The organism is Xanthomonas sp. DAR 34887 (assembly GCF_041245805.1).
Classification (GTDB): domain Bacteria; phylum Pseudomonadota; class Gammaproteobacteria; order Xanthomonadales; family Xanthomonadaceae; genus Xanthomonas_A; species Xanthomonas_A tesorieronis.
On record NZ_CP162490.1, the window covers coordinates 4,618,811 to 4,632,730 of the forward strand.

At 68.2% G+C, this 13,920-nt stretch carries 10 protein-coding genes; 4 read left to right on the forward strand and 6 right to left on the reverse strand.

Translation table 11 applies throughout. The annotated features are described in order from the left end of the window. Positions 1-4: 4 nt before the first annotated feature. The gene (locus AB3X08_RS19665; RefSeq protein WP_369934527.1) at positions 5-2,227 is read right to left on the reverse strand and encodes a hypothetical protein; all 2,223 of its coding nucleotides are present in this window, start codon (positions 2,225-2,227) and stop codon (positions 5-7) included. A 134-nt stretch (positions 2,228-2,361) separates the two neighbouring features. Between AB3X08_RS19665 and AB3X08_RS19670 the strand changes: the two genes are divergently transcribed. The 3 genes from AB3X08_RS19670 (at position 2,362) to AB3X08_RS19680 (ending at position 5,669) form a co-directional block, all read left to right on the forward strand. After that, positions 2,362-3,882, forward strand: a complete 1,521-nt coding sequence (locus AB3X08_RS19670) for an acetyl-CoA hydrolase/transferase family protein (protein WP_369934528.1) — start codon at positions 2,362-2,364, stop codon at positions 3,880-3,882. Between the two features lie 142 nt (positions 3,883-4,024). Continuing rightward, the gene (locus AB3X08_RS19675) at positions 4,025-5,188 is read left to right on the forward strand and encodes an AAA family ATPase (protein WP_369934529.1); all 1,164 of its coding nucleotides are present in this window, start codon (positions 4,025-4,027) and stop codon (positions 5,186-5,188) included. A 211-nt stretch (positions 5,189-5,399) separates the two neighbouring features. Beyond that, positions 5,400-5,669 carry a GIY-YIG nuclease family protein gene (locus tag AB3X08_RS19680; protein WP_369934531.1) on the forward strand — a complete coding sequence of 90 codons (270 nt, stop codon included), beginning with the start codon at positions 5,400-5,402 and terminating at the stop codon, positions 5,667-5,669. 725 nt (positions 5,670-6,394) lie between these two features. Here AB3X08_RS19680 and AB3X08_RS19685 read toward each other — a convergent pair. From AB3X08_RS19685 to AB3X08_RS19700, 4 genes are all read right to left on the reverse strand, one after another. Next, a complete protein-coding gene (locus AB3X08_RS19685) occupies positions 6,395-7,366 on the reverse strand; it encodes an IS110 family transposase (RefSeq protein ID WP_369934533.1) in 972 nt (323 codons plus the stop codon). A 493-nt stretch (positions 7,367-7,859) separates the two neighbouring features. Then, positions 7,860-8,933, reverse strand: a complete 1,074-nt coding sequence (locus AB3X08_RS19690; RefSeq protein WP_369934535.1) for a 3-deoxy-7-phosphoheptulonate synthase — start codon at positions 8,931-8,933, stop codon at positions 7,860-7,862. Between the two features lie 536 nt (positions 8,934-9,469). After that, a complete protein-coding gene (gene groL / locus AB3X08_RS19695) occupies positions 9,470-11,119 on the reverse strand; it encodes a chaperonin GroEL (protein ID WP_369934536.1) in 1,650 nt (549 codons plus the stop codon). A 135-nt stretch (positions 11,120-11,254) separates the two neighbouring features. Then, the gene (locus AB3X08_RS19700; RefSeq protein WP_003470504.1) at positions 11,255-11,542 is read right to left on the reverse strand and encodes a co-chaperone GroES; all 288 of its coding nucleotides are present in this window, start codon (positions 11,540-11,542) and stop codon (positions 11,255-11,257) included. A 274-nt stretch (positions 11,543-11,816) separates the two neighbouring features. Here AB3X08_RS19700 and AB3X08_RS19705 point away from each other — a divergent pair, with 274 nt between their 5' ends. Then, positions 11,817-13,586: an endonuclease gene (locus AB3X08_RS19705; RefSeq protein WP_369934538.1), complete on the forward strand. Its 1,770-nt coding sequence runs from the start codon at positions 11,817-11,819 to the stop codon at positions 13,584-13,586. Here the strand turns inward: AB3X08_RS19705 and AB3X08_RS19710 are convergent. Then, positions 13,579-13,845: a hypothetical protein gene (locus tag AB3X08_RS19710; protein ID WP_369934540.1), complete on the reverse strand. Its 267-nt coding sequence runs from the start codon at positions 13,843-13,845 to the stop codon at positions 13,579-13,581. The two genes, AB3X08_RS19705 and AB3X08_RS19710, sit on opposite strands and share 8 nt — an antisense overlap. Between the last annotated feature and the right edge of the window lie 75 nt (positions 13,846-13,920).

Consider the following 13,920-nt stretch of genomic DNA (forward strand, 5'->3'; position numbering starts at 1 on the left):
GCCCTTATGGCGGCGTCGGCGCCGGAGCGGGCAGCGTGTCCGACAGCCACGCCGGTTGCCGCTCGTACCATTCGCGTGCGCCGAGCAGATGCCATTGCCGCTGCTCGCCGCGTAGCTCAACGCCGACACCGAGCACGCCCCAGCGCGCATACAGGTCGCCCTGGGTACCGGCGTCGCCGACGCGCAGCCGCGCGCGCAGCGACACGCGCTGGTTTTCCGCCTGCAGGCGATCCAGCCACAGCGCGTCCTTGCGCCAGCGCAGCTGGCCGCTGGCATCCAGCTCGCCGGCATCGGCCAGCTTGAGCAGCCAGGCCGGCGCATCGCTGCGCTGCGCGAACACCGCCAGCACCGGACCGGCATCGCGCATCTGGATCTGCACCTGCGCATCGGCCTGCGTGGCCGGGGTCGCGGCGATGCGCCCCTGCGGCACGCGCAGCGTGGCCCACCAGTCGCGCTGCCTGGCGCCGTCGCCGTAGCGCACGCCCTGCAGGCGCAGCGTGCTGCCGCTCAGGTCGAAACGCTTGCCGTGCAGTTCCGCGCGGCGCAGCCGCGCCGCGAGATCCAGGTCGCCCGTCAGCGTCAGTCCGGCCGCCTGCAGCTGCGCCTGGCGGCCGCGCATGCGGACGCTGCCTTCGCCCACCTGCCCGGCCGCATCCAGCTGCAGATCGCCGCTGAGCGATCCGCTGCCGCCGAGCACGCGCACCTGCGATGCCGGCAGGTAGCGGTTGTAGGCGCGCAGGTCCGGCACGCGCGCATCGTCGAAGCGCATGCGTGCCTGCAACGATTCCTTCAGCGTCGCCAGCGCACCGTCGCCCTGCAGATCCAGGCGCAGGTTCTCGCCCTGCACGAAGATCGCCTTGGGTTCGGCCAGCGGCGCCAGGGCGAAGGTGTGCATGCGCACGTCGACCTGCGTGCGCGGCTGCGCGGCCGTGCCGACGATGCGCCCGGCCGCCTGCGCCTGGCCGCGGATGCGCAGCCGCAGCACATCGGCCACGGCCTGCACGTCGGGCACGTCGAGGCGGCTGCCGGGCTGCAACGCGCCGTGCGCCAGGCGCAGATCGGCGGACACGTCGCCGCCGCCATCGAGCCGGAACCATGGCTTGCGGACCAGCAGGTCGCTGATCCAGTTCAGCGATTCGAAATGCCAGCGTCCCTGCACCGTGCCGGACAGGCGCGGCAGCAACGCCGCGGGATCGGCGAACGGCACGCTGCGCCCGGCGATGCGCACATCGGCCTCGAGCATGCTGCGCGGATCGACCTGCCCGGGCAGGCGCGCGCGCAGCCGGATGTCGCGATCGACGTCGAGCAGCAGCGCCAGCACGCCGCGATCGGTGGCGCCGACGCCGGCGTGCAGCGGCACGCGCCAGTTGAGCTTGCTGCCCGGCTGCAGTTCGCCGCGCACCATGCGCAGGTTCGCCTCCACGTGGCCGAGGCCAGGCTCGGTGCTCAAGCGCGTCTGCGCCCCGGCGGTGTCGATGCGCAGCGCCACGCTGCGCCCGTGCAGCTGCAGCGCCAGGTCGGCGATGCCGAGCTTGCGCAGGCCTGGCGCCTGCGCCCGGTAGTGGCGCGGGAACGAGAAGCGCGCGTCCAGGTGCGCCTGGTCGGCGATCTGGCGCTTGCCGTAGCGCACGCTGGCGTCGTCGAACACGATCTGCGACGGGAACAGTTCCGACGGCCCGCCCTTGAGCTGTTTGAGGAAGCCGACCGTGCCATGGCCTTTGCCTTCGACCGCCAGCTCGCCGAAGCGCGCGCGGCGCAGCGTGCCGCTGTGGATCGCGTCGAAGCGCAGGGTCCAACCCTGGTCGCTGGGCGGCGGCGGCGGGATGGCGTCGGCGACGCGGTCGATCTCGCCGATCACGTTCACCGCCTCCAACCATGGCAGACGCACCTCGCGGTGCAGCAGCGGCAACAGCGCGATGCGCGCGCTGGCGCGATCGGCGCGCAGGGTCCAGACGCTGCGCTGCACGTGCCCGCGCATGCGCACGTCCCACGCGGTGACGAAGCCCGGCAGTACGGTCAGCGCCGGGCCGGTCTGCATGCGGAATTTTTCCGGCTTGCGGTTGGTCGCCATGTCGAACAGCGGCGTGTTGAGGAACACGTTGCCCAACAGCAGGTACAGCAGATAGGCGATCAGCAGCCCGCGCAGCAGCAGGCGCAACGGACGCGGCCAGCGCCGGTAGCGTTCGAGGGCGGCGTTCGGCGAGAGGCGGGCGAAGGGCGGCACCACGGCACTATCGCCGCGCCACGGCGTGGGCCGCGTGAAAGCGGGCCGGCAGCGGCACCAGCGGGCCGGCGCCGCAAACCCAGGCCCGGTGTGATCCGCGATAATTGCGGTTTCCTCCTCCTGTCACGGTCGCCCCCATGTCCGCCGAACGCATCCTCCACCCGCGCCTGCGCGAGCGCATCGTCACCGCCGAGGCCGCCGCCGCGCTGATCCAGCCCGGCGAGACGGTGGCGATGAGCGGCTTCACCGGCTCGGGCTACCCGAAGGCGGTGCCGATCGCGCTGGCGCAGCGGATCGAGGCCGCGCACCTGCAGGGCCAGGCGTTCAAGATCCGGCTGATGACCGGCGCTTCCACCGCGCCGGAACTGGACGGCGCGCTGGCCAAGGCCGAGGGCATCGCCATGCGCATGCCGTTCCAGTCCGACCCGGACGCACGCCAGCGGATCAACGCCGGCACCCTGGACTACATCGACATCCACCTCAGCCACGTCGCCCAGCACGTGTGGTTCGGCTTCTACGGCCAGATCGACACCGCGGTGGTGGAAGTGGCCGGCATCCGCGCCGACGGCAGCCTGATCCCGTCCACCTCGATCGGCAACAACAAGACCTGGCTGGACCTGGCCAAGAAGGTGATCGTCGAGGTCAACGACTGGCAGCCGGCCGGCATCGACGGCATGCACGACGTGTACTACGGCACCGCGCTGCCGCCGCAGCGCAAGCCGATCCCGCTGCTGCACGCCGAAGACCGCATCGGCGAGCCGTCGCTGCGCTGCGATCCGGACAAGATCGTGGCGGTGGTGCGCACCCACGGCCCCGACCGCAACAGCCCGTTCACCCCGGCCGATGCCACCAGCGAGCGCATCGCCGCGCACCTGATCGACTTCCTCCAGCACGAAGTGCGCAAGGGCCGGCTGCCGGCCAACCTGCTGCCGCTGCAGTCGGGCGTGGGCAATATTCCCAACGCGGTGCTTGCCGGCCTGGCCAGCAGCGGGTTCCGCGACCTGAGCGCCTTCACCGAGGTGATCCAGGACGGCATGCTCGACCTGCTGCGCAGCGGCGTGCTGAAGGTGGCCTCGTGCACCGGTTTCGCGCTGAGTCCGGAGGCGAACGAGGAGTTCAAGCGCAACATCGACTTCTATCGCGAGCGCATCATCCTGCGCACGCAGGAGATCTCCAATCATCCGGAACTGGTGCGGCGGCTGGGCTGCATCGGCATGAACGGCATGATCGAAGCCGACCTGTACGGCAACGTCAATTCCACCCACGTGATGGGCAGCCGCATCATGAACGGCATCGGCGGCTCCGGCGACTTCGCCCGCAATGGCTTCCTGTCGATCTTCCTCAGTCCCAGCACCGCCAAGCACGGCAGCATCTCGGCGATCGTGCCGATGGTCAGCCACGTGGACCACACCGAGCACGACGTCTCCATCATCGTCACCGAACACGGCCTGGCCGATCTGCGCGGCCTGCCGCCGCGGCACCGCGCCCGGCAACTGATCGACCACTGCGTGGACCCGAGCTACCGTGCGCAGCTGGAAGACTATTTCGACCGCGCCCTGCACGGCAGCTACGGCAAGCACACCCCGCACCTGCTGCCCGAAGCCCTGTCCTGGCATCAGCGCTGGCTGGATACCGGGACGATGCACGCGGCGAAGTGAGTCCGCGCCGCTGCGGAGCGACATCGGCCGACCATCGGTAGCGGCAGGGCGCAGCTGTCGCCGCCACGCAACGCGCCTCCTCTAAGGTCTGCGCAGAACGCCACCAAGCCACCTGGGCGCACAACCGACGTATCCTTCGCCGATGCTGACTTCCCTGGCCGTCTCCAACTATCGCTCCCTGCGCGACCTGGTTCTGCCGCTCTCCGGGTTGACGCTGGTCACCGGCGCCAACGGCAGCGGGAAATCGAACGTCTACCGCGCACTGCGGCTGCTGGCGGAGACGGCACAAGGCGCCGTCATCGCCGCACTGGCGCGCGAAGGCGGGCTACCGTCGGCCTTGTGGGCAGGACCGGAACGGATCGGGCGCGCGGTCAAACGCGGCGAGCATCCGGTCGAAGGGACGGTCAGGCAGCAACCGGTCAGCCTGAAGTTGGGCTATGCCAGCGATCAATTCAGCTATGCGATCGACCTCGGGCTACCGCTGCCATCGTCGTCGGCGTTCGCGCTGGACCCCCAGATCAAACGCGAATGCATCTGGGCCGGGCCGTTCCTGCGGCCTGCGGCATTGCTGGTGGACCGCAGCGGACCTGCGGTGCGGATGCGCGATCGCGCCGGACGCTGGGTCGACGCCGAGGCCGGCATCGCCAGTTTCGACAGCGTGCTGGCGCAGTTCTCCGATCCGCGCGCCAGCCCCGAGATGCACACGGTGCGGGAGAGCATTCGCCGCTGGCGCTTCTACGATCATTTCCGCACCGATGTCGCAGCACCCGCGCGCACCGCGCAGATCGGAACGCATACCCCGGTGCTGAGCAACGACGGCGCCGACCTTGCCGCGGCGCTGCAGACCATTCTCGAGATCGGCGATGCCGAACGATTGCACGAGGCGATCGACGATGCCTTCCCCGGCGCCACGCTGTCGGTGGAGGTGGCGGCCGGGCGCTTCGATCTCGCGATGCGCCAGCACGGCCTGCTGCGCCCGCTGTCCGCGGCCGAACTGTCCGACGGCACCCTGCGCTACCTGCTGTGGATCTCGGCCCTGCTGACCCCACGCCCGCCGGAGCTGCTGGTGCTCAACGAACCGGAAGCGAGCCTGCATCCGGATCTGCTGCCGGCGCTGGCACGCTTGATCGGCGCGGCGGCACGGCACGCACAGATCATCGTGGTCTCGCATGCCAGCCGCCTGATCGCCGCGCTGGAGCAGCAGCCGGACTGCCTGCACCACATGCTGGTCAAGGAGCACGGCCAGAGCGACGTGGCAGGCCTGCGCGAGCTCGACCGCCCCGCATGGCATTGGCCTGCGCGCTGAGCCGCGCCTGTCGCTGCACATCAGGAAACAAAGCAGTGCGGGGCGCGCTTCGATGTAGTCGGTGAGAATGGCCGGCATCGCGCCGCGCGGTTCGACACGCGAGGCGGTACGGCAGTCGGCGCACCGCGGCGTCGCTCCATCGGCGCGTGTCGCGACCGCAAGCAGGCCGCAAGCAGCTGGCAATGCGCCGTGACTTGCCGATAATGCGCCGATGGCCCCTGCCTCGCCCTGGTTCCTGTATCTGATCGAATGCCGTAACGGCAGCTACTACGCGGGCATCACCACCGACCTGCAGGCCCGCTACGCGGCGCACCTGCGCGGAACCGGCGCCAAGTACACGCGAGCGCATCCGCCGCTGCGCCTGCTCGCCAGCCGCGCCTACCCCGATCGCGCGGCCGCCTCGCGCGCGGAGTGGGCGATCAAGCAGTTGCCGCGCGCGCGCAAGCTGGCGTTCCTGAGCGCGGTCGGCGACACGCCCTAGCCTTCCGCGCCCGAAGGCGCATACGCCATGGCCTGCGTGCGGGCCGCTGATCCGCCGGCGCCAACGCGCTGAATCGATGCACAACTGGTTTTAACGCAACCCCAACACCTTGCCAGCCGCTGGCACACGCCGGCAAACCGTCGCCACGGCACGGGCGCATAAATTCACCACCGGCCGGACGCCGTCGATGAAGAGGCTCTCTCCCTTTGGATTCGACGGCACGGCCGGGTCTTTTTTGGGCGACACGCAGCGGACACTCCGACGTTATGTGTAAACCGCCACGCGATCGATACCGCTTGGACGATCCGCACATGGCGCCGCGTCGGACACTTCCCCCCAGCCCATTGCCGGCATCGTCGGCATCTCGTAGCTGAAGCTGCATGCGAAGACGCGCGCCGCCTTCCGCGCGCGACGCGAGAGAGACCTCACCCCGCTGTCATCGGAATCGGACCGATCGGTCCTTCGTTCGTCGCGGCCGAAGGGCGCCTCTAATAAACCCTAAAAGCATGTCGATGCACTTGCGAGACGCCGACACGCCCAGCCTGCAGGTTCCGGCATCGAGACGTTCCAGATGCCGTGGAGTGTCAAAGGCATGGCGGTAGACGGTGGTGTTGTGGCCGCGTTTTTCATGGACGCCTTGGCATCATGGCCACTTCGTCCTTCTGTCGCGGCTGAAGCCGCTCCTACAAGAGCACCGCGCGCATGTGTAGATACCGTCTTCCGGCCTAACAGGCAATGGCCTTTTGAGGATCGAAGGGTGTGCGTGATTTGAGCACGCCATAGGCGATGTGCAGCAGCTTGCGCATGGCGGCGCAGATGATCTGCTTGTTGGCCTTGCCGCGTTGTCGCATGCGCTGCTTCAGCGCACGGACGACCGGATTGTGGGTCATGGCGACCAAGGCCGGCAGGAACAGGCCAGCACGCAGGCGCGGGGAGCCAGTGCGGGAGATGCAAACCTGCCCCTGGCGCTTGCCGGACTCTTGCAGGCGTGGGTTGAGCCCGGCAAAGGCGGTCACCGCCGAAGCGCGGGCGAAGCGGTCCACGTTGCCAAGTTCGGCCAGTATCAAGGCCGCGCTGGTGTCGGCGATGCCGTCGATGCTGACCAGCAGCTCGCGCTGCCCGCGCAAGGTGGGATCCTGGTCGATATGATCGTCGATGGCCCGTTCGATCTGCGCGATGCGCGCCTGCAACTGGCCGATGTTCTCCAGGATCGAGTCGCGCACCACCAGTGTAGCCACGTCCAGGCGGTTGCGCTCCATCTGCAGCATCTGCAGCAGGTCGTCCCGACGCCGCACCAGCGCCTTGAGCTGCTTGAGCGCCGGCGGATCGGGCTGCCAGCGCCGCAGCGACTCCCGGTGACGCAGGCCATAGCTGGCGATCAGCTTGGCATCGCTGCGGTCGGTCTTGACCCGGGTCAGCTGGCTGCGTGCATACAGCGCCATCTGCGCCGGGTTGAGCACGCACACGCGATAGCCCTCCCCATGGACAAACTCGGCCAGCGCCTCGTGATAGGTGCCGGTGGCTTCCATGACGATCCAGCTGTCCGGCTGCGCATGGGTCCGCAACCACGCATGCAGGGCGTGGAAGCCCTTCGGATCGTTGGGTAGCTTGGCCTTGGTGCGGTACTTGCCGTTGGCCAGGTCGATGGCCAGGTCGAAACTGCGTTTGGCGACGTCGATGCCGACGACTGGGGACATGAGAATTCCTCCGTCGGATGGGGATCACGATCATCGCTGCGCCCGGTCCTGCCTTGTGGATGCGAGTTCACGCCGAGGGCGGACTCTGGATACCGTTCGGACACCGTGGGCCAGCATGTGGAGGGCGGGAGCCGATCTACAGCACAAGCTCGAAGCTTCAGGAGCGACTGGACTTCCCGCACCTCCTCCGATGATCAGTCGGAAGACATAACGTCCTAACGGCGTCATGTCCAGATACAAGGAGCGGCTTCAGCCGCGACAGAAAAAAGAACACGCCATCGCCACGCGCAGCGTGCAGCTTCAGAAATGGAGTTATTAGAGGTGCCCTGAAGCCGCTCCTACAGAAGAGCGGCAGAGGGGCATACGAGCGCACCCCTGCTGTGTGGTGTTGACGCTTCTCGGACGCGGCGGGCATCGAAGTGCGGCGAGTCCTTCGCGCGACAGGCGTCGAGCGCCAGCCCGCTGCCTGTGCCACCGCGCTGCGCTGCGCCGCTCAGGCCGCCTGCGACAACCGCGCCTGGCGCCGCGCGCGCACCGCCTGCGCCAAGCGCTCCAGCACCTGCACCGAGCTGTCCCAATCGATGCAGCCATCGGTGATGCTTTGCCCGTAACGCAGCGGTTGACCCTCCACCAGCTCCTGGCGGCCGCCGACCAGGTGGCTCTCCACCATCGCGCCGACGATGCGGGTCTGTCCGGCTTCCAGCTGCGCGGCGATGTCCTCGATCACTTTCGGCTGGTTGTCCGGGTTCTTGCCGCTATTGGCGTGGCTGGCGTCGACCATCAACCGTGCCGGCAATCCGGCCTTCTCCAACACCTGACCGGCCACAGCGACGCTGGCCGCGTCGTAGTTGGGCAGCTTGCCGCCGCGCAGGATCACGTGGCAGTCGGGATTGCCGGTAGTGGTAGCGACCGCGGTCTGCCCGTCCTTGGTCACCGCCAGGAAATGGTGCGGATGCGAGGCCGCGCCGACCGCATCGACCGCGATCTTGACGTCGCCGCTGGTACCGTTCTTGAACCCGACCGGGCACGACAGGCCCGAGGCCAGTTCGCGGTGCACCTGGCTTTCGGTGGTGCGCGCGCCGATCGCGCCCCACGCCACCAGGTCGGCGATGTACTGCGGCGAGATGATGTCGAGGAATTCAACGCCGGCCGGCAGGCCGAGACGGTTGATGTCGCGCAGCAGGCCGCGCGCCAGGCGCAGGCCCTTGTTGATGTCGAAGCTGCCGTCGAGGTTGGGATCGTTGATCAGGCCCTTCCAGCCGACCGTGGTGCGCGGCTTCTCGAAGTACACCCGCATCACGATTTCCAGCGCGTCTCCGTAGGTGTCGCGCAGCGGGCGCAGGCGTTGCGCATACTCCATCGCCGCCACCGGGTCGTGGATCGAGCACGGGCCGATCACCACCGCCAGGCGGTCGTCGCGGCCGTGCAGGATTTCGTGCAGCGCCGCGCGCGAGGCGGCGACGGTCTGCGAGGCATCTTCGTCGCAGGGCAGCAGCGACAGCAGGTGGGCGGGCGGGGTCAGCGGTTCGATCTTGCGGATGCGCAGATCGTCGGTATGCGGGGCCATGGAAAATCTCTCGTCGGGTTCTGGGTGGGGGGCCAGGTCCGGCGGCATGAAAAAAGCCGCCAGGTTCGCTGGCGGCTTTCGGGGATGCGGCTGAAGTGTCCTTCAGGGTGAACGCATTCCTTCCTCCGCCAGCGGCATCGGAAAACCGTAGTACCAAAAATAAAAGCTGCGGTTGGCGTTCATGGGATGCATTGATAGCACAGGATTTTGGGGGGCGCCACAGTTGCTGATGCAACTGGATGGAGCCGGGATTCGGGATTGGAGATTGGGGAGTCGCAAAGCCCACAGGCCCCAGCGATTCGCGACGTCTCCCAATCCCCAATCCCGAATCGCCAATCCCGGCCTCTGGAAATCGAACGCATACGCCGGATCCTTCCAGCTACTGCGCCGCGGCGGCTGCCGCACCGCCACGCGACCGCTACGCGCGCCGCGTTCCGGCGCCGCCGCACTGCGAAGCGCGCGCAAAAAAAAGAGCCCCGCATCGCTGCGGGGCTCCTCTCGGTTGCGTACTGCAGGTCGGCTTGCGCCGGCGCGGATCAGAAATCCATGCCGCCCATGCCGCCCATGCCGCCGCCCATGCCACCGGCGCCGCCGGCCGGCTCGTCCTTCTTCGGCGCTTCGGCCACCATCGCTTCGGTGGTGATCATCAGGCCGGCGATCGACGCGGCGTTCTGCAGCGCCGAGCGGGTCACCTTGGTCGGATCCAGGATGCCGAATTCGACCATGTCGCCGAACTCGCCGTTGGCTGCGTTGTAGCCGAAGTTGCCGGTGCCTTCCTTGACGCGGTTCAGGATCACCGACGGCTCTTCACCGGCGTTGGTGACGATCTCGCGCAGCGGCGCTTCCATCGCGCGCAGCGCGATCTGGATGCCGTGGGTCTGATCTTCGTTGGCGCCCTTCAGCTCGCCGATCGCGGTCAGCGCGCGCACCAGGGCCACGCCGCCGCCCGGGACCACGCCTTCTTCCACGGCCGCACGGGTCGCGTGCAGGGCGTCTTCGACGCGCGCCTTCTTTTCCTTCATCTCGATCTCGGTCGAAGCGCCGACCTTGATCACCGCCACGCCGCCGGCCAGCTTGGCCACGCGCTCCTGCAGCTTCTCGCGGTCGTAGTCCGAAGAGGTCTCTTCGATCTGCGCCTTGATCTGCTTGATGCGCGACTCGATGCCGGTGGTCTCGCCGGCGCCGTCGATGATGGTGGTGTTCTCCTTGGAGACCTGCACCTTCTTGGCGCGGCCCAGGTCCTTGATGGTCGCCTTCTCCAGCGCCAGGCCCACTTCTTCGGAGATCACGGTGCCGCCGGTCAGCACGGCCATGTCTTCCAGCATCGCCTTGCGACGGTCGCCGAAGCCCGGGGCCTTGACCGCCACGACCTTGACGATGCCGCGGATGGTGTTGACCACCAGGGTCGCCAGCGCTTCGCCTTCCACTTCCTCAGCGACGATCAGCAGCGGCTTGCCGGCCTTGGCCACGCCTTCCAGCACGGGCAGCAGGTCGCGCACGTTGGAGATCTTCTTGTCGTGCAGCAGGATGAACGGGTCGTCCAGGTCGGCCGACTGGCTCTGCTGGTTGTTGATGAAGTACGGCGACAGGTAGCCGCGGTCGAACTGCATGCCCTCGACCACGTCCAGCTCGTTCTCCAGGCCCGAGCCTTCCTCGACGGTGATGACGCCTTCCTTGCCGACCTTCTTCATCGCGTCGGCGATGATGTTGCCGATCGACTCGTCGGAGTTGGCCGAGATGGTGCCGACCTGGGCGATCGCCTTGTCGTCGGCGGTGGGCTTGCTGATCTTCTTCAGCTCGGCCACGGCGGCCACGACGGCCTTGTCGATGCCGCGCTTGAGGTCCATCGGGTTCATGCCGGCGGCGACCGCCTTGGAACCTTCGCGGATCAGCGCCTGCGCCAGCACGGTGGCGGTGGTGGTCCCGTCGCCGGCGTTGTCGGAGGTCTTGGACGCGACTTCCTTCACCATCTGCGCGCCCATGTTCTCGAACTTGTCGGCCAGTTCGATTTCCTTGGCGACGGAGACGCCGTCCTTGGTGATGGTCGGCGCGCCGAAGCTCTTCTCGAGCACGACGTTGCGGCCCTTCGGGCCCAGGGTGGCCTTGACGGCATTGGCGAGGATGTTGACGCCGCGCACCATGCGCGAACGGGCGTCTTCACCGAAACGGATATCTTTGGCAGCCATGTGTGTAACTCCGGGATTCGTGATTGGTGATTAGGGATTCGCTAGAGCGGGATTCGGGCGGAGATGTCGGGTCGCGCGGCGCCTAGCGCCTTACCAATCCCGAATCCCGACTCCCGAATCCCGCGATCGGGGGCTTTAGCCCACGATCGCCAGGATGTCGTCTTCGCGCAGCACCTTGTACTCGACGCCTTCGGCCTTGTAGCTGGAGCCGGCGTACTGGCCGTAGATGACCTTGTCGCCGACCTTGACCGCCGGCGCGCGGACGCTGCCGTTGTCCAGCGGCTTGCCGCTGCCGATGGCGACGATCTCGCCCTTGGTGGACTTTTCCTTGGCCGAATCCGGGATCACGATGCCGCCGGCGGAAATTTCGTCGGCTTCGATCGGCTTGACTACGACGCGGTCGTGAAGCGGCTTGATGCTCATTGAGTGAGACCCTCTTAAGTGATTGATTGGTCTAGGAAAGGCTGGCGATATTAGCACTCGCATGTGACGAGTGCTAGCAACGCTCGCGAAAAAACCCGGTACGCCGGGATGCGCTTGATGTGGTGCTGGCCGCCGCCCTTTCAAGGGCGGGGATGCAAAAAATTTCGCGCACGGGCCAGCCCGGGCCCGGAACTGGTACCCGGATTCCGCAACGCTGTCACAGAGGCAGGCTAGTCTCGCAGACCCAGGGGGGACCATCCAAAAGGAGTTGTCGATGAAGCCATCCGCCGTTGCCTTACCTCTCGCCTGTCTGCTGGCCCTGGCCGGCCCCGCCCAGGCCGCCGTGTTCATCAACGAATTGCACTACGACGATGCCACCGCCGCCGGCGACACCGGCGAGGGCGTGGAGATCGTCGCCACCGCCGGCGAGAGCCTGAGCGGCTACAAGGTCTACCTGTACAACGGCAGCAGCCCCGGCGCCGCCACCGTCTACGCGACCACCTCGGTGCCGGCCGGCAACCTGGTCACCTGCGGCGGGCAGGTGCGCATCGCCACCGTCGGCTATGCCAGCAACGGCGTGCAGAACGGCCCCAACGACGGCCTGGCGCTGGTCGACGGCAACGGCCAGGTGGTGCAGTTCCTCAGCTACGAAGGCGCGATCACCGGCGGCGGCGGCCCGGCGGCCGGCCTGAGCAGCCAGAACCTGCCGGTCAGCGAGAGCCACAGCACCGCGGCCGGCACCTCGCTGCAGCTGCGCGGCAGCAACGGCAGCGCCGCCTCCGACTTCACCTGGGCCGGCAGCTCGGCCAGCAGCTTCGGCGCCTGCAACAGCGGCCAGACCTTCAGTGGCGGCAGCAGCGACACCGCGCCGTCGGTGACCGCGACCACCCCGGCGCAGGGCGCCAGCAACTTTCCCGCCGCCGGCGACCTGGCGGTGACCTTCAGCGAGGCGGTGACCCTGGCCAGCGGCGCGTTCGGGCTGAGCTGCAGCCAGTCCGGCACGGTGGCGCTGAGCTACCCGAGCAGCGGCAGCCAGTTCGCGATTTCCACCAACACCGCCCTGGCCGCCGGCGAAAGCTGCAGCCTGAGCATCTTGGCCGCGCGCGTGAGCGACGCCGGCGGCGCGCATCCGGCGCAGGACAGCAGCATCGCCTTCAGCGTCGCCAGCGGCAGCGGCGGCGGTACCAGCGGCTACTACGCGCGGGTCAACACCTCCAACGCCAGCCAGTTGCGCTGCTCGCTGCACGAGACGATCAAGGGCCACACCGTCTACCCGTACAGCAGCAGCTCCGGCACCAGCACCTGGACCATCCTGGAGATCGCCGACGAGGACCCGAACAACAGCGGGCGCATCCTCGACGCCTACCGCAACCGCAGCTACGCCAAGGTCACCGACCGCGCCGGCAGCGGCAGCGGATTGAAGTACAACCGCGAGCACAGCTGGCCGAACTCGCTGGGCTTCGGCAGCGCCACCGGCGACAAGGGCCTGCCCTACGCGCCCTACACCGACACGCACATGCTGTACCTGACCGATTCCACCTGGAACGCGGACCGCGGCAACAAGCCGTACGCGAACTGCGACAGCAACTGCGGCGAGCGCATCACCGAGGCCAACGCCGGCTTCGGCGGCGGCAGCGGCAGCTATCCGGGCAATTCCAACTGGGTGCGCACCCCGGACGGCAACAGCGGCAGCTTCGAAGTGTGGAACCACCGCAAGGGCGACATGGCGCGCGCGGTCATGTACATGGCGATCCGCTACGAAGGCGGCACCGACGCGGCCACCGGGCAGTCCGAGCCGGACCTGGAACTGACCGACGACCGCAGCAAGATCGTGCAGACCTCGGCCTCGCCGGCCTACATGGGCCTGCTGTCGACGCTGATCGCGTGGAGCCAGCAGGATCCGCCGGACGATGCCGAGCGTGCCCGCAACGAAGTGGTGTACAGCTTCCAGGGCAATCGCAATCCGTTCATCGACCACCCGGAGTGGGCGACCTCCTCGCTGTTCACCTCGGCCAAGCCGGCGAGCTGCCAGTTGCTCAACTGAACCGGATCTCCGGCGCGCCGACGGCGGCGCGCCGGAGCATGCAGCGCGCGGCGCGGATGGCCTCGGGCCATCCGGCGTCGCGCATGCCATCGGCGCTCAGCGGAAGATGGCCGCCGCCGCGCGAAAGCCGGCGCGGCCGCGGCCTGGTTTCCTGCCCGCCGCCCTCAATCGCCGCCAGGCTACCGTGTATGTCCCGGCGACGCATCCTTCGCCGCAGCGCGGTCCCGCGCCATGCCCGGCCCGCGTCGTTCCACGCCATCCCGCGCGGGCCTGCAACCGCGCGCCCGCAAGCGCGCACCCATGCCCGAACCAGGCCCGGCAAAGCCCTGCCGGC

Excerpts from the sequence above, each read along its gene's own strand:
- AB3X08_RS19670 (WP_369934528.1), top strand. The coding sequence starts at position 2,362 with ATGTCCGCCGAACGCATCCTCCACCCGCGCCTGCGCGAGCGCATCGTC.
- AB3X08_RS19675 (WP_369934529.1), top strand. The coding sequence starts at position 4,025 with ATGCTGACTTCCCTGGCCGTCTCCAACTATCGCTCCCTGCGCGACCTG.
- AB3X08_RS19680 (WP_369934531.1), top strand. The coding sequence starts at position 5,400 with ATGGCCCCTGCCTCGCCCTGGTTCCTGTATCTGATCGAATGCCGTAAC.
- AB3X08_RS19685 (WP_369934533.1), bottom strand. The coding sequence starts at position 7,366 with ATGTCCCCAGTCGTCGGCATCGACGTCGCCAAACGCAGTTTCGACCTG.
- AB3X08_RS19690 (WP_369934535.1), bottom strand. The coding sequence starts at position 8,933 with ATGGCCCCGCATACCGACGATCTGCGCATCCGCAAGATCGAACCGCTG.
- groL (WP_369934536.1), bottom strand. The coding sequence starts at position 11,119 with ATGGCTGCCAAAGATATCCGTTTCGGTGAAGACGCCCGTTCGCGCATG.
- AB3X08_RS19700 (WP_003470504.1), bottom strand. The coding sequence starts at position 11,542 with ATGAGCATCAAGCCGCTTCACGACCGCGTCGTAGTCAAGCCGATCGAA.
- AB3X08_RS19705 (WP_369934538.1), top strand. The coding sequence starts at position 11,817 with ATGAAGCCATCCGCCGTTGCCTTACCTCTCGCCTGTCTGCTGGCCCTG.
- AB3X08_RS19710 (WP_369934540.1), bottom strand. The coding sequence starts at position 13,845 with ATGGCGTGGAACGACGCGGGCCGGGCATGGCGCGGGACCGCGCTGCGG.